At 30.9% G+C, this 20063-nt stretch carries 12 protein-coding genes and 3 pseudogenes; 7 read left to right on the top strand and 8 right to left on the bottom strand.

Annotated elements, in window-relative coordinates; translation table 11 throughout:
- Window positions 1-6 precede the first annotated feature (6 nt).
- The 6 genes from hoxE to Anndu_RS01190 form a co-directional block, all read right to left on the bottom strand.
- A complete protein-coding gene (hoxE, locus tag Anndu_RS01215) occupies window positions 7-606 on the bottom strand; it encodes a bidirectional hydrogenase complex protein HoxE (protein ID WP_464104017.1) in 600 nt (199 codons plus the stop codon).
- A 307-nt stretch (window positions 607-913) separates the two neighbouring features.
- Complete coding sequence (locus Anndu_RS01210) at window positions 914-2785, bottom strand: GNAT family N-acetyltransferase (RefSeq protein WP_464102617.1); 1872 nt, start codon at window positions 2783-2785, stop codon at window positions 914-916.
- Between the two features lie 225 nt (window positions 2786-3010).
- Entirely contained in the window at window positions 3011-3382 is a 372-nt protein-coding gene (locus tag Anndu_RS01205) for a hypothetical protein (protein WP_464102616.1), read from the bottom strand.
- A 94-nt stretch (window positions 3383-3476) separates the two neighbouring features.
- A complete protein-coding gene (locus Anndu_RS01200) occupies window positions 3477-4601 on the bottom strand; it encodes a THUMP domain-containing class I SAM-dependent RNA methyltransferase (RefSeq protein WP_464102615.1) in 1125 nt (374 codons plus the stop codon).
- A 76-nt stretch (window positions 4602-4677) separates the two neighbouring features.
- Window positions 4678-5181, bottom strand: a complete 504-nt coding sequence (locus Anndu_RS01195; RefSeq protein WP_464102614.1) for a hypothetical protein — start codon at window positions 5179-5181, stop codon at window positions 4678-4680.
- A gap of 40 nt (window positions 5182-5221) precedes the next feature.
- Entirely contained in the window at window positions 5222-6220 is a 999-nt protein-coding gene (locus tag Anndu_RS01190) for a zinc-dependent alcohol dehydrogenase family protein (RefSeq protein WP_464102613.1), read from the bottom strand.
- 224 nt (window positions 6221-6444) lie between these two features.
- Between Anndu_RS01190 and Anndu_RS01185 the strand changes: the two genes are divergently transcribed.
- Together Anndu_RS01185 and Anndu_RS01180 are read left to right on the top strand one after the other, a co-directional pair.
- A complete protein-coding gene (locus tag Anndu_RS01185) occupies window positions 6445-7356 on the top strand; it encodes an alpha/beta fold hydrolase (protein ID WP_464102612.1) in 912 nt (303 codons plus the stop codon).
- Window positions 7357-7682: 326 nt separating this feature from the next.
- Window positions 7683-9353 (top strand): ABC1 kinase family protein, encoded by a 1671-nt coding sequence (locus Anndu_RS01180; protein WP_464102611.1) that lies wholly within the window; start codon window positions 7683-7685, stop codon window positions 9351-9353.
- Window positions 9354-9427: 74 nt separating this feature from the next.
- Here the strand turns inward: Anndu_RS01180 and bchH are convergent, their stop codons facing one another.
- Entirely contained in the window at window positions 9428-13207 is a 3780-nt protein-coding gene (gene bchH, locus Anndu_RS01175) for a magnesium chelatase subunit H (RefSeq protein ID WP_464102610.1), read from the bottom strand.
- Between the two features lie 276 nt (window positions 13208-13483).
- Here bchH and Anndu_RS01170 point away from each other — a divergent pair, with 276 nt between their 5' ends.
- The 3 genes and pseudogenes from Anndu_RS01170 to Anndu_RS01160 all read left to right on the top strand — a co-directional run.
- Window positions 13484-14008 carry a 2TM domain-containing protein gene (locus Anndu_RS01170; RefSeq protein ID WP_464102609.1) on the top strand — a complete coding sequence of 175 codons (525 nt, stop codon included), beginning with the start codon at window positions 13484-13486 and terminating at the stop codon, window positions 14006-14008.
- A gap of 84 nt (window positions 14009-14092) precedes the next feature.
- Window positions 14093-14482 (top strand): hypothetical protein, encoded by a 390-nt coding sequence (locus Anndu_RS01165; protein WP_464102608.1) that lies wholly within the window; start codon window positions 14093-14095, stop codon window positions 14480-14482.
- A gap of 37 nt (window positions 14483-14519) precedes the next feature.
- Window positions 14520-14978 (top strand): annotated as a pseudogene (locus Anndu_RS01160) (IS630 family transposase); the annotation flags it as partial.
- Between the two features lie 11 nt (window positions 14979-14989).
- Here Anndu_RS01160 and Anndu_RS01155 read toward each other — a convergent pair.
- Window positions 14990-16100, bottom strand: a pseudogene (locus Anndu_RS01155) (IS630 family transposase).
- 59 nt (window positions 16101-16159) lie between these two features.
- Between Anndu_RS01155 and Anndu_RS01150 the strand changes: the two are divergent.
- Together Anndu_RS01150 and Anndu_RS01145 are read left to right on the top strand one after the other, a co-directional pair.
- A pseudogene (locus tag Anndu_RS01150) lies at window positions 16160-16816 on the top strand (IS630 family transposase); the annotation flags it as partial.
- The gene (locus Anndu_RS01145; RefSeq protein ID WP_464102607.1) at window positions 16817-20026 is read left to right on the top strand and encodes a GAF domain-containing protein; all 3210 of its coding nucleotides are present in this window, start codon (window positions 16817-16819) and stop codon (window positions 20024-20026) included.
- The last annotated feature ends 37 nt before the right edge of the window (window positions 20027-20063 follow it).

Below are 20063 nucleotides of genomic sequence, written 5' to 3'. Positions count from 1 at the left end.
TAATAATTAATTGTTAATTGCTTGTACTTGTCGCTTAATTTTTTCGGCTTCACCACTGGCAATTAAGGTTTTAATCGCCTCTAACACTGATGCAGTATCTTGTTTTCCGGCTACTTCACCATCAATCGTAATGGCTGGTGCAATCCCACAAGCCCCCATACAACGGGCAGTTAACAGGGAAATTTGACCATCAGAAGTTGTTTCTCCGTTGTGAATATTTAAGAATTTTTCCAACTCCATCAGGATTTTTTCTCCCCCTTTAACATAACAAGCCGTACCTAAACAAATGACACAGTTATGTTTTCCTTGGGGTTTTAAGGTAAATAAATGGTAAAAAGTAGCCACACCATAGATAATACTAAGGGGCAATTTAACGGCTCTGGCCACATATTCTAAAACTTCATCATCTAAATAACCAAAACTAGATTGAGCGTGGTGTAAGACTTCAATCACCGCATCTTGACTATTATTTCTTTTGCGCAAAACATTATCTAAAGCCCGATAACGCTGATCTTTAACTAAAGTTTCTTGATGTTGTTTCTTGATTTTTTGCTTTGCTTTTTTCTCCTGTTCTTCTTTTTCAATTAATTGTTGAGTTTGTAACATTCTCTGTTTACGAGATTGAAATTTACGAGCTTGTAACTCACTCGTTTGCGTTATTCGTAAATTAGGATCACTGATGGGTTTAGCCATTTTACAAAGTCCTTTAAATCAATAGGATTGATGAAATTAAGTCCTAAAACTAGATCTTGATTTGTTTTTTATCTAGTGTTTAAGTCTTTCTGTATTTATCTTATTAAAATTATCCTTCAAGATTCAATTTTAGAGAAAATTCTTTATAAACAATTAAGATATTGTTTAATTTTTTCTTAATTATTGGTGATGATCAGTTGACAATAATTGATTAAATTCATTAACTATTAAAAATCATTTCTAACTCATAAACCCCTTCTGACATTCTTTTGGCAATTTGAAAACCCATTTTTTCAAATAAATGTAACATCGGACGATTGTGAGTTAATACCTCCGCCGTAAAACCGAGTAAACCTTGTTTTTTTGCTAAATAGGTCATATATGCTAATAATTCTGTACCAATACCATGATTTTGGTGTTCATCCCTTACCACAAAAGCAACTTCGGCGGTGTGGCTAGGTTCATCAATGGCATATTGCCCCACTCCTAACACTTTTTCTTGATGATTTTCCTCTGTAACCGCCAATAATACTAACTCTTGAGTAAAATCTATAATCGAAAATTCCTGTAATTTTTTGTGAGAAATATCCGTGCGGACAGAAATAAAACGGCGATATAAACTCTCATCTGATAAAGAATAAAAGAAATTTTTTAAGAGGGGTTCATCTTTAATTTTAACAGGTCTAATTAAAATTTCTAAACCTGAAGATAGGGTGCGATAGGTTTCTAATTCGTGAGGATATTCTCCTTTTTCTCCTGAAATAAAAGCTTGATCTGGATAAATTAAATTTAATTCTTTCGCTTTTCTGATTAATTCTGCTCTAAATTTGGGATGGGCGATCGCAATTAATTCCATTGCCCTTTCCCTGATATTTTTCCCATGTATATAGGCGATGCCGTATTCCGTTACCACATAATGCACATCCCCCCGATTCAGAGTTATGCCCGAACCTTCCTCTAAAAACGGCACAATTCGAGAAACTGAGCCATCTTCCGCCGTTGAGGGTAAAGTTAAAATGGTTTTTCCCCCTTTTGAGAGGATTGCCCCCCTCATAAAATCTGCTTGGCCGCCGATCCCACTATAAAAAATTTTACCTAAAGACTCCGCACTGGCTTGACCCGTTAAATCAATTTCTAAAGCGCTATTAATCGCTACCATATTATCATGTTGAGCGATGGTTAAAGGATTATTGGTATAATCAACAGTTCTAAACTCAACTTTAGGGTGATCATGTAAATATTCATAGGTGCTATGTTTGCCCATACAAAAAGTAGCAATAGTTTGACCTCTATTAATATTTTTGCGGCTATTTGTAATCACTCCTTTTTTCATTAGATCAACCAAACCATCGGAGATTAATTCAGTATGAACCCCTAAATTTTTCTTATTAGCTAAATGATATAAAATTGAATTAGGAATACTACCATAACCGACTTGAATTGTATCACCATCTTTAATCAAATTAGACACATATTGACCAATTTCTCCTGCTATTAAATCATCGGTATCGGGGGTATATTCTAATAAGGGTTCATCGTAGGGTATTAAATAATCAATTTCTTCAAGATGTAAGAAGCCATCGCCATGTATTCTGGGCATTTGGGCGTTTACTTGAGCGATAACAATATCGGCTTTTTCTACGGCCGCTTTGACAATATCTACACTAATTCCTAAACTTAAATAACCTTGAAGATCGGGTAAAGAAGTTTGAATTAAAGCCACATCAATGGGAATTAAACCATTAAGAAATAAGTTAGGAACTTGTGATAAAAATATAGGGGTATAATCGGCTAACCCTTGATTAACTGCTTCCCTTGTATGACTGCCCACAAAGAAAGAATTATGTCTAAAATTACGCTGGAATTTTGTATCAGTATAGGGGGCAACTCCCAAAGTCCAAACGTGGAAAATTTCTGTATCTATTAAGGCTTTAGGATGATTTTTGACGTATTTAACTAGGGCATTTACTAAATATTGAGGTTCACTACAACCTGTGCCGATAAAGATACGATCACCTCGGTGAATATTACTAAAAATTTTATCTTCAGAAGCAAATTTTTTGGGATATTTTTCTTTAAACTGGTCTAGCATTTTTTTCTCTCCATTTATTATTTATTATTCGTTATTTTTTAGGGCTAATTATGATAAAAATTTTAATGACTAGAGTTATACATAATTATAACATCTTAGATAGAAAAATAAAGAATCAAGAATAAAAAATCAAAAAAAGAGTATGAATAAAGGCTCATACTCTTAGGATTAATTATTAAAGAAAATAGTTAAGTTTTATTAAAAAAAATTTAACAGTTCAGCAGTTTAAAAACTATCTAAATCAATTGATTTAGAGCCACCTTCTTTTAATTGAATTAATAATTTACCTAACTGTTGCCAAACTAAACCTCCAGTTAAAATAGTAAGGGGGAAAGATAAACCGTAGGCTAACCAACGATTCATAATAAAAACTTCTAAACCCCCTGCTAAAAATACACAAATTCCTATTAACGTAATCAGAAAAGGAAGGCGTATTTCCAAAGTTTCTAGTTGGGCTGGAAGTTGGTCATTAGGGGTTTTAAAATAGGTTTTAACTTGTTGTTTTAATGTTGCTTGGAAAGCTAAACCACTGGTAACACCAATAAATAAACCAACGAAAATTAGAACTAGGGGAGGTTCGGGTAAATAATAATACATTTTTTGAGGAAAATTACAATTTTTGTTAACATTTTTAGTGTATCTTAATTTATCTTTTTAAGCAAGATTTTGATTAATTTAGATTAATTAAAAATTACCACATTTCATATTTTAATAAAGTGCATGGTAAAGACCCGTTATTAATAGGAATTTTTTTAGCGGCTTTTAAACCGACTTTTTTGGCCAGATTTTTATTACCTGTTAAGATAAAACAATTCCAACCTTTAAATTTTTGTTTAAAGGTATCTCCTAATAATTTATATAAACTTTCTAACTCTTTTTCATCACCGATTCTTTCGCCATAGGGAGGGTTACAAATAATAATTCCTTTGTCACAAGGTGCTTCAATTTCTGATAGTTCAAGTTGTTGAAAATCAATTAAAGAATTTAATTTACTAATCTTAGAATTAATTTTAGCTTGTGCTAACACTTCACCATTTTGATCACTGCCAAAAATAGGGGCTTGTAATTGATTTTTTTGTTGATCTTTGGCTTGTTGAACTAATTTAAACCAGAGCTTTTGATCATAATCTGGCCATTTTTGAAAAGCAAATTCTGAGCGATATAAACCCGGAGCAATATTTAAACTTTTTAAACCTGCTTCAATTGGTAAAGTTCCCGATCCACAAAGGGGGTCTAAAAATGTTAGATTGGGTGTCCATTCTGCTAAGTCTAATAAAGCACAAGCAAGGGTTTCTTTCAAGGGTGCAATGCCCATAGCCGGACGATAACCTCTACGATGTAAGCTCATTCCTGAACTATCTAAACTGATAATACAACGGTTTTCTATGATATGTCCATTGAGCAAAATATCGGGATTTTCTGTGTCTATGTAAGAGCGTTTTCCTGTGCGTTCTCTTTGTTGATCTATGACTGCATTTTTGATTTGTAAAGCGGTAAAATGGCTATGATTTAAGTTTTTATTTTTACCAGTACAATTAACAGCAAAAGTTTCATCAGGGGTAAAATAATCAAACCAATTTATTTCTTTAATATTTGTATAAAGTTCTTCAGAATTTGAAGCTTTTACTGTATCAATAGTCATTAAAACTCGAAAAATTAACCTTGACCAAAGATTAATTTGATAAAGGGTTTCTTGATCACCAGAAAAACTAACTCCGGTAAATTCAATGTTAACATTTTTTGCCCCTAAATTTGTTAATTCTTGGGCGGCTAATGTTTCTAAACCTCTTGCAACTGTGGCGAAATATTCTGTCATTTTGTGTTATTGATGATTGGTTATTTGTTAATACTTAAAATTGATTAATTATTACTTATTAATTATTACTTATTCCTTAATCTGTTCCTCCCCAAACCCAAAAAGGAGAGCCATCATTAACCCCACTTTCTTGAAGAACAGGAGTATAATTATTAGCATCATTTAAACCAGTAAAATCAGCTTTTAAAATTATTTGACCTGCAATAAAACGCACAGTTAAATAGGAATGATAATCATAAGATTCTCCCTCAATTTCTGTTATTCTACCTGTGGCATTACAATTAGCATATTGAGGGTTTAAAACGGCTGTCCAAGTGGTACTAAATAGGTCTTGAGAAGCAATAAAAAAATCTCCTGCAATGTTTTTTAATTCTGCGTTTCCTCTCATGGTATAACCCCCTTCATAATAGGGATCAGACTCTTGATTAATAATAATAAATTCGGGACAATTTGCTTCAGGAGCAGTTAAAATTGGAAAAATATGTAATCTAACTTCGGTAGCTTTTACGGGTAAAAAAGGAAGGAAACTAATTAAAGTTGTACCCGTTAAAATTGAGATTAATTTTGTAAGTTTTTTCATATTAAAAATTAACAATTAATAGCTAAAAATAAAGTAATAACTAATCAATTAATAAAGCAATTTTACCAGTGGTAGAACCAATTTCGATCGCTTCATGGGCTAAATGGGCTTTTTCGAGGGGAAAAGTTTGACTTAAATGAATTTTTAATTGACCTTGATCAATTAATTTAGCACATTCTTTTAAAATATTTACTTGATGAATTTGAGCCTCTTTTACGCCTTTTAAAGCAGGAGTTAACATTAATTCTAAACTAATTCTTAAATTGCGATTTCTGGCTTCTTTAAATGTGCCTAATTGTGGCTCTAAAATTGTTACTAGATCTCCATAAATTTTAACCGCAGAACAAGTTTTAAAAAATAAATCTCCGCCGATGGCATCAAAGGCAATATCTACTCCTTTTCCATCTGTCCAATTTAAAATTGACTCAATAAAATCAGTTTGTTTATATAAAATTGGATAATCAGCCCCCCATAATCTTACTAATTTTTCTTTATTAGATGTGCTAATTGTAGTAGCTATTTTTGCCCCTTTTATTTTTGCTAGTTGAATGGCTACATGACCTACACCACCCGCTCCGCCTTGAATTAAAAGGGTTTGACCTGCTTTCAATCTGGCTCGATCAAACAGGGCTTCCCATGCGGTAATTAACACTAAAGGAGCGGCGGCGGCTTCCTCAAAGCTTAAAGATTGAGGTTTGTGAGCTAACAGAGTTTCATCAATGACGGCATACTGAGCATAATTGCCCGTGCCTTTTTTCCCTAAACCACCCTCACAATAGTAAACTTCATCACCAATTTTAAAATTTGTCACTCGATCGCCAATCGCTTCAACGATCCCAGCCCCATCACAGCCCAAAATACAAGGCATTTGATCAGGAAAAAATGAACCTCTTGAGCGAATTTTTGTATCAATCGGATTAACTCCGGCCGCTTTAATTTTAATTAAAACATCAGTTGAATTTTTAATTTGTGGGGTTGGCACATCTGCTAATTTTAAAACTGATGGAGTGCCAGAGGCTGTCATAATAATGGCTTTCATACTTTTTAAGTTAAGCTATTTACTCTTGAAATTAATTTTTTTTAATAGAAATAATTACAGTTAAACTGTTACTATCCCTACAAATTACTTACTACCTATTCAATTAAAATTATTGTACTACAAAATTATCAAAGAATGATCTAATTTTAATTAAGTTTGTTTAAATAACATTTTTAGATTATAATAAAAATGTTAATAAATCAATCATTAAATTTTAATCAATAATGTTAACTCAAGAATTATCACAAAAAAACTTTCCTGATTTTATTCCCGATGAAGCTAATCAATTAACTGAAATTGAAGCAATTAATTTATTAAAAAATATTCAGCGTAAACCAATTTTAACCCCTTTAACTAATCAAGAAATAGTTACTTCTTTTGTCCAACAAGGAGAGGGCGAATCTCCAATTTTATTATTACATGGTTTTGATAGTAGTGTGATTGAATTTCGTAAATTATTACCTTTATTAGCACAAAAAAATCAAGTTTGGGCAGTTGATCTTTTAGGTTTTGGGTTTACAGATCGCTTAAAAAATGTACAAATTAATCCTAATTCTATTAAAACCCATCTTTATAGTTTTTGGGAAAAATATATTAAGAAACCTGTCATTTTAGTTGGTACTTCGATGGGCGGTGCTACGGCGATTGATTTGACTTTAACCTATCCTAATTTAGTTAAAAAATTAGTATTAATTGGCAGTGCAGGATTAGCAAATCCGCCGATTATGGGAAAATTAATGTTTGCACCTTTAGATCGTTGGGCGACTCAATTTTTAGGTAGTCGAAAAGTTAGAAAAGGAATTATTAATCGAGCTTATTATAATCAAAATTTAGTAGATTTTAATGCAGAAATTTGTGGCTCAATTCATCTACAAATGCCCAATTGGGATGATAGTTTAATTTCGTTTACTAAAGGGGGAGGTTACGGAAATTTTAGTAAAGATTTAGCTAAAATTGAACAAGAAACTTTAATTATTTGGGGAGAAAAAGATCGAATTTTAGGAACAAAAGATGCTTCTAAATTCAAAAAATTAATCAAAAATAGTAATTTAATCTGGTTAGAAGATTGTGGTCATTTTCCCCAAATTGAAAAAGTAAAAGAATTAAGTAATTTTATTATTAATTTTGTGAATTAAGGTTGATTTTAAGATAACCAAAATAACAAAAAAAGCGAATATACCAAGTAAAAAAATTAATCATTTTATCTTTCAATAAATGGGTAAGATAGGTAACAGAAATTTCTAAATTATAAGCTATTGAAATTATCTCAATTGGCTTAATTCTCATCCAAATTAATTATTATTATGTAATAATTTTAAAACAAGGTAAAAAAACCTTGTTTTTTTATTGATTTAATTTTAAGAAAAAAAGTTTAGATTGTTGACAATTTCAACTACAATAAGAAATAATTAAGAATAAATCATTAGCTCGAAAATAAACTTGTTAATTAGGATTAATTTTTGTGAGTAGAAAAAAGAAACTTTTAAAATGGCAAAAGCGTAAATCTCCTTTTTTACGTCAAATCGAAATTTTTTCGGTAGTGACTCAATTAGGTTTAAGTATCGGAATAGATGAGCTTTTAAATCAAAATAATGAGGATAAACACCGTTTAAGAGCTAAATTTTTAGTTAATAATTTAATTGAATTAGGCCCCACCTTCATCAAAATTGGTCAAGCCATGTCTACCCGTCCTGATCTCATTCCGTTGGAGTATATTCAGGAATTGGGACAGTTACAGGATCGTGTACCTTCTTTTAGTTCTTCTGAGGCGATCGCAGTGGTAGAGGCTGAATTTCGCAGTCCTATTTCAGAGGTTTATGCGTATTTTGAGCGTAAGCCTTTGGCTTCGGCTAGTTTAGGACAAGTTCACAAAGCAAAGTTAAAAACGGGGGAAGAAGTGGTTGTTAAGGTACAACGGCCGGGCTTAGAACAATTATTAAGATTAGATCGTAAAGTTTTAGACCGTTTAATTAAATTTTCTAATCGCTTTTTACCTTGGACTAAAAAATATAAATTAGAGGAAATTTATCAAGAATTTTTTGGGTTATTATATAAAGAAATTGACTATTTACATGAGGGAAAAAATGCCGATCGTTTCAGGGAAAATTTTAAAGGTTATCAACAGGTAATTGTGCCTAAAGTATACTGGGATTATACCACAAAAAAGGTGTTAACCCTTGAATATTTACCCGGAATTAAAATTGATAATAGACAGGAAATAGAAGCGAAAAAAATTAATAAAGATGAGGTCATTCAATTGGGTATTTGTTGTTATTTAAAACAGTTATTACAAGATGGTTTTTTTCAGTCTGATCCCCACCCCGGAAATATGGCAGTTAACCCTGAAGGTAAGATTATTTTCTATGATTTTGGGACGATGGCCGAAGTACAATCAATGGCAAAAGATCAGATGATCGGAACATTTTTTGCTGTGTTGAGAAGTGATACTGATGAGGTAGTTCAAAAATTAATTTATATGGGTTTAATTGAACCAATGCAGGATATGACTCCTGTTAAAAGAATGGTAGCTTTTTTATTAGAAAACTTTAGGGATAAACCCGTAGATATTCGGGCTTTTGAACAGATAGGAAATGAGTTGTATTTAATGTTTGAAAAACAGCCCTTTAGATTGCCTCCCCAAATGACTTTTATTATTAAATCTTTAACGACTTTAGATGGAATTGCGAGGGCTTTAGACCCTCAATATAATTTACTTGCGGCTAGTCAGCCTTTTATTAAAAGTATTACTTTATCAGGTAATAAAGGTAGCATAATTAGTAGCATTACTCAACAGGCAAAAGCTTATATTTCTTATAAATTAAATCAACCTTCTCGCACAGAATTAGCTATTAAAAAACTAGAGGAAAAATTAGAGGTAGGAGAGTTACAAATTAGGGTAAGAGATCTGGAAACGGAACGCTTTTTAAAATTAATTTCTTTAGGGATTAAATGTGTAATTTATACCTGTTTAACTGGCTTTAGTTTTTTATCTTTTCTCGGTTTAATTTGGCTTAATTATCAAGGGGGAGCGATCGCTTTATTTTGTTTAACTTTATTTTTTGGTTTTTATTTATTAAAATCATTAATTAGATTATTAATTAGAGAACATTTAGAGCGATTGGCAAACAAATAATTAAATTTTTATTTTGATTTTATTTGCTATAACAACGCTTTTTTAAAACTCTCAAACAAGGGCGATCACTATTATTAAATTCCCTCTAATTCTTCCTCACTTAACTCATATAAATCTCTTAATTTTTCGATTTTATCTTCGGTTGTTTGCCAAAAACCACGGCCGTGTGCTTCTAACATTCGCCCTACAATATTACGGAAAGCTTCTGGATTAGCTTTTCTGAGTTTTTCTGACATTTCAGTATCTAAAGCGTAGGTTTGTGAGGCTTGATCATAAACCCAATTTTCCTGAAAATTGGCAGTGCCTCCCCACCCTACTAAAGCGGTCATTCTTTGGGATATTTCATAAGCACCGCCGGATCCTTGTTTAACCATCGCTTCTGCCCATTTTGGGTTTAATAGTTTGGTGCGATATTCTAACCGTAATAAGTCATTTAATTGACGGGGTGTAGTATCTTTTGAAAAGCTTTCAATAAAGCTTGTATTTACTTTTTTACCCTTTCTTTTTTCTGCGGCTAATTTTAATCCTCCTGTGTTACCATAATATTCTTGAATGTCAGTAATACCATATTCAACCGAGTCAATTTCTTGTACAATTTGATCGCTAGTTTTTAATAATTGATTTAAAATTTCTGGACGTGCTTGGCCTCGATCTTTTTTGCCATAACTAAAATAATTTCTTTTTTCCCATGTATTAGCTAATTCTTCTGAATTATCCCAATTTCCATCTACTACTTGATCATTTACTAATGAGCCAAAATCTCCAGCAGGATTAGAAAATAGTCTAGCGTGAGCATTATCAATACCCTGACTTTGTAACTCTAAATAATGTTTACGAATATAGTTATTTTCTGGGTTTTCATCTATTAAAGAAGCTCTTTGAAATAAGTCATCTAATAATTCAATAATATTAACAAAACTATCTCGAAAGATACCAGACAAATTTGCTAAAATATCTATGCGAGGATGACCAACTTTTTCTAAAGTTTCTAACTCATATCTGACAATTCTTCCTGTTCCTTCTTTAACGGGTTTTGCTCCTACTAATTCTAATAAAATTCCTAATGATTCTCCTTTAGTTTTAATAGCATCTAAACCCCATAACATAACTGCAATAGTTTCGGGATAGTTACCCGTTTCTTGTAATTGTTGATCAATGATTTTTTTTGCTATTTCTCGCCCCCTTTCATAGGCGGCCGCCGAAGGCATCCGATAGGGATCTAAGGCGTGAATATTACGCCCTGTGGGTAACACACCGATGCCATCCCTTAATAGATCTCCCCCTGGCATGGGTGGGATATATTCTCCGTTTAATCCTCTAATTATATTGGTAATTTCATCGGTATTTTGTGTTAATAATTCTTTAATTTTTAAAGATTCATTGATTTTATTTTGTAATTTTTCTTTTTCTTCCTCATTTTTACCGTATTTAATTAAATATCTTAAATATGGTTGATCACTCCCCCCTTTTGAAGGGGGGTAGGGGGGATTATTATTACTAATAGCCTCAATAATTTCTATCGGTAATTCATCGCCATAATAGGCCTCTAAATATGATTTTAACTCATCAGGATCGGGGATTTTTCCTAATGTATGTAAACCTGAAGAAAATAATCTTTGTTCAACTATTTGTAAATATTCATATATTTCTAAAAAATAATCATTAATTAAGTGTTTACTGAACAATTTACTATTTTCAAAATTAAATTCTATGCCTAATTTTTCCCCTTCTTTAAAAACACAATCCCGATCTAATCCACTATCAATAATTTTTTGACAAATTGCCTCTTTTAAGATAAAATTTTTCTCAGGATTTTCTCGATATTCTGCAATTAATTCTCTCAGTTGCATTAATTCTTTATATAATCCTGCTCGGCCATAAGGCGGTACATTATGGGAAATTAAGACCCCATAACCTCGTCTTTTTGCTAAGATAGATTCCGATGGATTATTAGCGGCATAAATGTATAAATTTGGGATATTTCCTAATAATATATCACTCCATGAATAGGCGGTATTTCCTAACGGTGATCCGGGCAACCATTCCACCGTGCCGTGCATTCCAAAATGAATCACCGCATCGGCTTTAAATTCATTTTGTAACCATTTATAAAAGGCCGCATATTGAGGGTGAGGGGTTAAGTCTTTTTCAAACATTAAACGCATGGGATCGCCCGATATTCCTAAAGGCGGTTGTACCCCAATCCAAATATTACCAAATTCTACACCTCCAACTAATAAATTATCTCCAAAAGTTTTAATTCCTGTGTCTTTTAATGTTTTCCATTGTTTAGTAATTTTAGTTGTTAAAAGATAGCCAAGCCAGTTTTCTAATTGCCTAATATTAACTTTATATTTTGGGTTATTATCTTCATCTGCTTGTTTAACAAGGTTAATAATTTTTTCTCCTGTTTCTGGTAAATTACTAACATAATAATCTTGATTTTTTAATTCTTTTAATAAGTTTAAAAGGCTATTAGGAACATTTAACAAAGCGGCCGTTCCGGTTGCCCCATATCCGGGAGGAAAACCATATAATAAGATGGCTATTTTTCTTGTATAAGTAGGTTTTTGTCGTAGTTTAATCCAATTTTTAACACGGTTAGTTAATCTTTTTACTCTATCAGGAATTAAATAGATTTCTTCTCCCACTAAACCGCCGATCGGGATGGTATCGATCGCACCATCTAATTCTGGCAGAGCATATAATACTACACTTTGTAATCCACCTATTCCTTGTCTTGTCCATGAATAAATATCTTGAATTAATAAAGGTGCGGAAATAAGATAGGGAATGTTCTTAGTTTGTAAAATTTGAGTGGCTATTTCCACCTGTCTTCCTGCTTCCATTGATCCCGCTGGGCCTCCCACTAAAGGAAAGCCAATTGTTGAAACTATACTATCAATTTTAACCGCATCTTTTGAGAGAGATTTTATTACTTGATTACCCTTTTTAATGTTTTCTTGTTCAAATTCTGTGGTTAACCAATCCCTTACCGCAATATGGGCTTCCACACCATTAATAAAAATAGGTAAAGGGATAATATTTTCCTGTTCAAAATGTTTAATTAATTGGTTAATATAAGGTTGTTTAGTAATAACGTGCTTTCGATATAATAAAATTGCAACAATGGGTTGATCTATTTCTTCATTTTCTAAGGGGTGATTAAGGGGTAATTTTCTTTTTAAATACCAGTTTAAATAATCTTTAGGGGTGCTAAAATAACCGTGATATTCTGGATGTAATAAGCCCATATTTGGGGTTTCCATTACTTCAGGAATTTCACCCACTTTTAAACTTAAATAATTTTGTGCCAATACCCAACACATTGAGGCTACATTTTCAATTCCTCCCGCATTCCAATAACCATAAATTATTAACCAATTTCTTAAATCTTGAACTTTTTTAGCAGGGATAAATTTTAATAATTTGGGGCCTGTTTTTAAGAAACTAATATAACCTGCTAGTTTATCTTCTTCTTTGCCACTGCTAAATTTACTTAAGATAAATTTAATCGGTTTGGGCATACCTTTAGGCTGATCTCCTATCACAAATTGACCCAATTTTGTATAGGCCATTAACTCTAAAGCTGACTCAAAAATTAAGCGAATTGGTATATTTTTAATTCTTTCTTGTAACCATAAAACTTGATCATAATCAAAAATTAAACTAGCAAAAAATACATCGGCATTTTCTAATTCTTTAGCGATTATTTCTTGATGGGTAGCTAACTGGCGATCGCTAAATATTTTTACTTCTAAATCGGGACAACGAGAAGTTACTAATTGGGAAGCTTTATGGTATAATTGACTATTAAAAGCTTCAAATCCTGTGATCAAAATAATTTTTTTCATATAATTTTTTTGACTGATTCAATCGGATAAAAAACTTAACTTTTTTCTTTAATTATAACAGATCAATTTGATTAATAGACCGATGCACGAAAGTACGGAAGTCTGTCATTCTCACGGATAGCTAAAATTTTTTGATCAATAACCAATAACTAATTAAAAAATGTTAAAAACTATTGACTTTGAGGCAAAATTAAAGATGAAAAGGATAGAATTAGGTTATGATCTGATCAAGATTCCTTCATCAAATTAATTAACAATTTCAATGGAGAAATACTTATGAAAACTACAGAAAATCAAAATTTACTCACTTATAGTCATGAAGAAATTGAAGAAATATTACAAATTGCGATCGCCCGTCAATCCTTAAGTCACAATGATCAAGGGTCAATGACTCAGGAACAACTTTGGGAAATTGCAATGGAATTGGGCATTGATCATGATACGATTACACAAGTACAAAAAGACTGGCATCAAAAACAATTAATGCAACAAAAACGTAATGAATTTAATGCCTATCGTAGAGAGGAATTTCAAAATAAATTTATTCGTTTTTCTATTATTAATTTATTTTTAATGGCTATTAATTTATTAGGAGCGCATCAACTTTCATGGTCTCTTTATGTGGTCTTAATTTGGGGGTTATTCTTAGCATTAAATGGGTGGGAAACTTTTGTTACAAAAGGTGATAATTATGAAAAAGCTTTTAATAGTTGGGAAAGAAAAATTCAACTAAAAGATTATTTATTAAATCTTTGGGGAAAAGCACAAAACTTTATGAAATCTTTACATCATCAAGATTAAACAATATCCCTTTGTGATCTAATGAAAATTGAACAAACTTTGATTAAATATAGAAAATTTATTTCCCTAGTAATTGCTTTGACAATGACTGGCATTACTTTAGTTATTTTTAATTTATTAATTAAGCAAGAAAATAAACATTTAAACGATTTAATTAATAATCAATTAACTGTTAATAATAATCAAATTCAAAATCAAATTTTATTAAGAATTACCGTTTTAGAAAGAATAGTTAAAAGGTGGAAACTTCACGGGTATCTGAGTAAAATTGAATGGGAAGAAGAAGCCGAACAAGCACTTAGTGATCAGCCTGATTTTCAAGCAATTGAATGGGTAGATGCTAATGATTCTGTTAAATGGGTTATGCCAATAAAGGGCAATGAATTTATTATTAATTTTAATTTAAAATCTGAAAAAAATCGTAGAGAAGCTTTAGAAATTGCCAAAAAAATAAGCTGTTCGTCTTTTAAATAGGGTATAATAAAAGCAAAAAGAAAAGGAGTGAAAAAAAATGCCAGTTAAGAATTATCTAAAACAAGAACAAAAAGAAATGTTACAAAAAGCTCTAAAAGAGGAGGAACATCCAGATATTAGAGAAAGAATTTTAATCTTATTATTGTTAAATGATGGAAAAACTCAAGCAGAAATTGCAGATTTTATCGGTTGTGGTGTCAACAAAGTAAACTACTGGTGTATTCACGCCGATCCAGAAAATATGGAGACATTGAAAGATAAAAGAATGGAAGGAAATCATAGAAAAGCGACAGATAAATATATAGAAATATTATTAGAAACAGTAGAAAAAGACCCAGAAGAATTAGGTTATGAATTTGGCAGATGGACAGGAAAAAGATTAGCAATATACTTAGAAGAAATCACAGGAATAAAATTAAGTAGTTCACAAGTAACAAGAATATTAGAGAGAAAAAAGTACGTTTATATCTGGGCAAAACATAGCTTAGAAGATAAGCTGTTCAGCATTTAAACCACTTTAACAGAATTACCTTTGTGTTTTAACTTACGATGCCATTGAATAATTAGTTCCCCTTCATTCAGGAGTTTATGTAATAATAATTCTAAATCTTCAATTGATCTAAAAAGACGATTAGCTACATATTCTTTTGCACTATGCCATACTAATTCTATTAAGTTATAATCAGGGCTATATGTCGGCAAAAATTCTAATCTTAAATTTGGCATTTCTGCTTCTATTTTCTGATTTATTTCTTCATTTTTATGAAAACTAGCATTATCCAATATAATCACTATTTTTGCACCTTTTTCAGCAAAATCTTTCGCCTCATTTCCTTGTGCTACCCACTCATCAATTAACTCTTGATAAAATTCTTTCATTACTTCATAAAAATTTTGTTTATCTCCTTTTTCTATAAATTCTACCCATCTTTTTTTATCTGAATATCTGATCGCCCCCATGACATTTATTCTTCCTTTTCTTCTATCCCCTCTTACTTTTTTTCTCTTTCCTTTTTACACCAATTTTTTCTTCTTATTACTCTCAAACTGAATCCACTTTCATCCCAAAACCATACCTGTAGCCTTTCTGGATTTTTTATTGTTATTTTTAAATATTCTTTTAATTCCTTTTTAAACACTTTTCTTTTCTTCTCATCCCACTTATCTTCTAAGCTATGTTTTGCCCAGATATAAACGTACTTTTTCTCTCTAATATTCTTGTTACTTGTGAACTACTTAATTTTATTCCTGTGATTTCTTCTAAGTATATTGCTAATCTTTTTCCTGTCCATCTGCCAAATTCATAACCTAATTCTTCTGGGTCTTTTTCTACTGTTTCTAATAATATTTCTATATATTTATCTGTCGCTTTTCTATGATTTCCTTCCATTCTTTTATCTTTCAATGTCTCCATATTTTCTGGATCGGCGTGAATACACCAGTAGTTTACTTTGTTGACACCACAACCGATAAAATCTGCAATTTCTGCTTGAGTTTTTCCATCATTTAACAATAATAAGATTAAAATTCTTTCTCTAATATCTGGATGTTCCTCCTCTTTTAGAGCTTTTTGTAACATTTCTTTTTGTTCTTGTTTTAGATAATTCTTAACTGGCATTTTTTTTCACTCCTTTTCTTTTTGCTTTTATTATACCCTATTTAAAAGACGAACAGCTTAAGTGGGATGAGAAGAAAAGAAAAGTGTTTAAAAAGGAATTAAAAGAATATTTAAAAATAACAATAAAAAATCCAGAAAGGCTACAGGTATGGTTTTGGGATGAAAGTGGATTCAGTTTGAGAGTAATAAGAAGAAAAAATTGGTGTAAAAAAGGAAAGAGAAAAAAAGTAAGAGGGGATAGAAGAAAAGGAAGAATAAATGTCATGGGGGCGATCAGATATTCAGATAAAAAAAGATGGGTAGAATTTATAGAAAAAGGAGATAAACAAAATTTTTATGAAGTAATGAAAGAATTTTATCAAGAGTTAATTGATGAGTGGGTAGCACAAGGAAATGAGGCGAAAGATTTTGCTGAAAAAGGTGCAAAAATAGTGATTATATTGGATAATGCTAGTTTTCATAAAAATGAAGAAATAAATCAGAAAATAGAAGCAGAAATGCCAAATTTAAGATTAGAATTTTTGCCGACATATAGCCCTGATTATAACTTAATAGAATTAGTATGGCATAGTGCAAAAGAATATGTAGCTAATCGTCTTTTTAGATCAATTGAAGATTTAGAATTATTATTACATAAACTCCTGAATGAAGGGGAACTAATTATTCAATGGCATCGTAAGTTAAAACACAAAGGTAATTCTGTTAAAGTGGTTTAAATGCTGAACAGCTTACGCTCAACTTATCTAACTCCAATTATTAAATTGCGTCAAGGTGGCAAAGGTTTTTTAATTTATTGCCCTATTATTACTGCAAATAAAAGCCAAGGAATTATTTTAGGTGTGATTAAATTAGAAACATTTTTAGACAATATTTTATCTGAATATAATCTTGAACATTATTCTTTGTTAATTTATGATCAAAATTCCCAATTAATTTATCAAAATAGTCCGACTATCTCCTCTTTTTTACGTTGGAAAAAAACAACTAATTTTGATTATAAAGGATTAAGATGGAAATTAGTTATAATTCCCAATCAAATTATGATTAATCAAACTAAAACTCCTTTACCTAAATTAGTTTTAGGGATGGGAATTATTTTTGCTTTCCTATTAGCTTTATTAGTTAATTTTTTACTACAATTACAGGAAAAAGGCGAATTATTAAAACAAGAAATTAAAGGGAAAAATATCATTGAACAAGATTTAGAAAAAAAAGCTTTTCTCCTCAGTCAACATAATCAAATTTTAGCAGAATTAGCCACTGATGAATTATTACTTAAAGGTGAATTATTATTAAGTTTTCAAAAATTAACTGAAGTTGTAGCTACTATTTTAAATTGCGATCGAGCCAGTATTTGGCTATCGGATCATAATAGTTTAAATTGGTTTTGTCATAACATTTTTGATTTAAAAAATCAACGGCATTCCCTTGGACAAAAAATTAATTTAAGTCAATATCCTAACTATTATCAACATTTGCAAAATGATTCTTTTCTTTATGTTTTTGATATAGAAAAAGATGAGCGCATTAAAGAAATTAAAGCAGAATATTTAACCCCTTTTCAAATTAAAACAATCTTACAAATTCCCTTAAGATATTTAGGTAAAATCATTGGACTTTTATCTTTAGATTTTCGGGAAAAATTAACTAATCTAACATTAGAAGAACAAAGTTTTGCCCGATCAATTGCCGATATTATTTCATTAACAATTGAATCAGATTATCGAAAAAAAGCAGAAGAAGCATTAATTAAAAGTGAACTTCAATATCGCTCTTTAATAGATAATTTACACGCCGCAGTAGTAGTTCATCATGTAGATACAAGTATTAAATTATGCAATAATACCGCTTGTCAATTATTAGGCTTAACGATGGATCAAATGTTTGGAAAAAAAGCGATTGATCCCTCATGGCACTTCTTTTATGAAACTGGAAAAATCATGTCAATTGATGAATTTCCCGTTAATCAAGTAATCAAAACTCAACAACCTTTAGAAAATTTAACTGTTGGTATTAATCGCCCAATTGATCATTCTCAAGTTTGGGTATTATGTAATGCTTTTCCCGAATTTGATCAAGAACAAAAATTAAAACAAGTGATCGTTACTTTTATTGATATTACCGCTCGTAAAGAAACAGAAGATTTATTGCACAAACAACTTAATAAAATTATACTTTTTAGAAAAATTACTGATCAGATCCGCCAAAGTTTAGAACCTGAACAAATTTTTCAAACCGCCGCCAATGAAATTGGAAAAGCTTTTAAAGTTAATCAATGTTTAATGTTTATTTGTGAAAATCAAGCAAAAGAAAATGATAATTTAAAAATTATCTGTGTTTCCGAATATTTTAAGGGAAATTATGATTCTGTATTGGGGATAGAATTATTATCAAAAAATTATTGTTTTCTTGAGACTTTAATTAAAGTAGAAAAAGCAATTTCTATTAATAACATATATACTGATTATTTAATTAATCAAAATGATTGTTTTTTAGAAAAACATCATGTCAAATCTTGTTTAGCGATGGGAACTTTTTATCAAAAACAAATTAATGGCCTGATTAGTTTACATCATTGTGAGTATTTTCATAATTGGACAAAAGATGAAATAGAATTATTAGAAGCTTTAGCCGGACAGTTAGGAATAGCCATAGCCCAAGCCCATCTTTTAAAACAAGAAAAAAAGAATTTAAACGAATTAACTTTAAAAAATGATGCCCTCCAACAAGCCAGAGAAGAAGCAGAATTAGCCAATAAAGCTAAAAGTGAATTTTTAGCAGTTATGAGTCATGAAATTCGCACTCCCATGAATGGAGTTTTAGGAATGGCTAGTCTTTTACAACATACAGAATTAACGGAAAAACAACAAGAATATGTTAAAATAATTCGTAATAGTGGAGATAATTTATTAACAATTATTAATGATATTTTAGACTTTTCTAAAATTGAATCAGGTAAATTAGAATTAGAACAACAATATTTTGATTTGTATGAATCTGTCAGTATTGTGTTAGATTTATTTCAATTTCAAGCACAGGCCAAAAATTTAAAAATTTCTGAGCAAATTGAATCAAATGTTCCCCAATATATTAGGGGTGATGTTACTCGCATTAGACAAATTTTAATGAATTTAGTTGGCAATGCTATTAAATTTACCCATCAAGGAGAAGTTAAACTGTTAGTATCTAGCGAAAAAATATCAGACTTTGAATGGGAAACTTCAAGCCAAAAATCAAATAATTTAGAAGAAGAATATCAAATTAAATTTGCGGTAAAAGATACGGGGATTGGTATTCCTCATAATCGCCAAAATCTTTTATTTTTTCAATTTTCTCAGGTAGATGCTTCCACTACCCGTAATTATGGAGGTACGGGTTTAGGATTAGCTATTAGTAAGCGTTTAACTGAAATGATGGGGGGTTCAATGTGGTTTACCAGTGAAGAAGGATTAGGTTCTACCTTTTATTTTACAATAATTACTTCTATCACTCAAGAAATACCAAAATTTCCCCAAATACCAGAAATTTATATTAATAATTCACCACAAATATATCCTTTGAAAATTTTATTAGCAGAAGATAATGTGGTTAATCAAAAAGTAGCTTTACTTAGTTTCAGTAAGTTAGGATATAATGCAGATGTAGTTGCTAATGGTTTAGAAGTAATTGAAGCTTTACAACGTCAAGATTATGATTTAATTTTTATGGATGTTCAAATGCCAGAAATGGATGGAATTGAAGCAACTAAACGAATCCGCCAAAATTTAAAGAAAAATATCTATATTATCGCTATGACTGCCAATGCGATGACGGGCGATCGAGAAAAATATTTAGAAGTTGGCATGAATGATTATATTCCAAAACCCGTTAATTTAGAATTATTAAAACAAGCTTTAATTCAATTTCAAAATGTAACTTTCAATTAGATTTGTTACGAAACGATACAAGGGTGTCATTGTAAGC

Source organism: Annamia dubia NIES-4383 (assembly GCF_055394725.1).
This window is presented reverse-complemented; position numbering and strand designations above follow the sequence as displayed.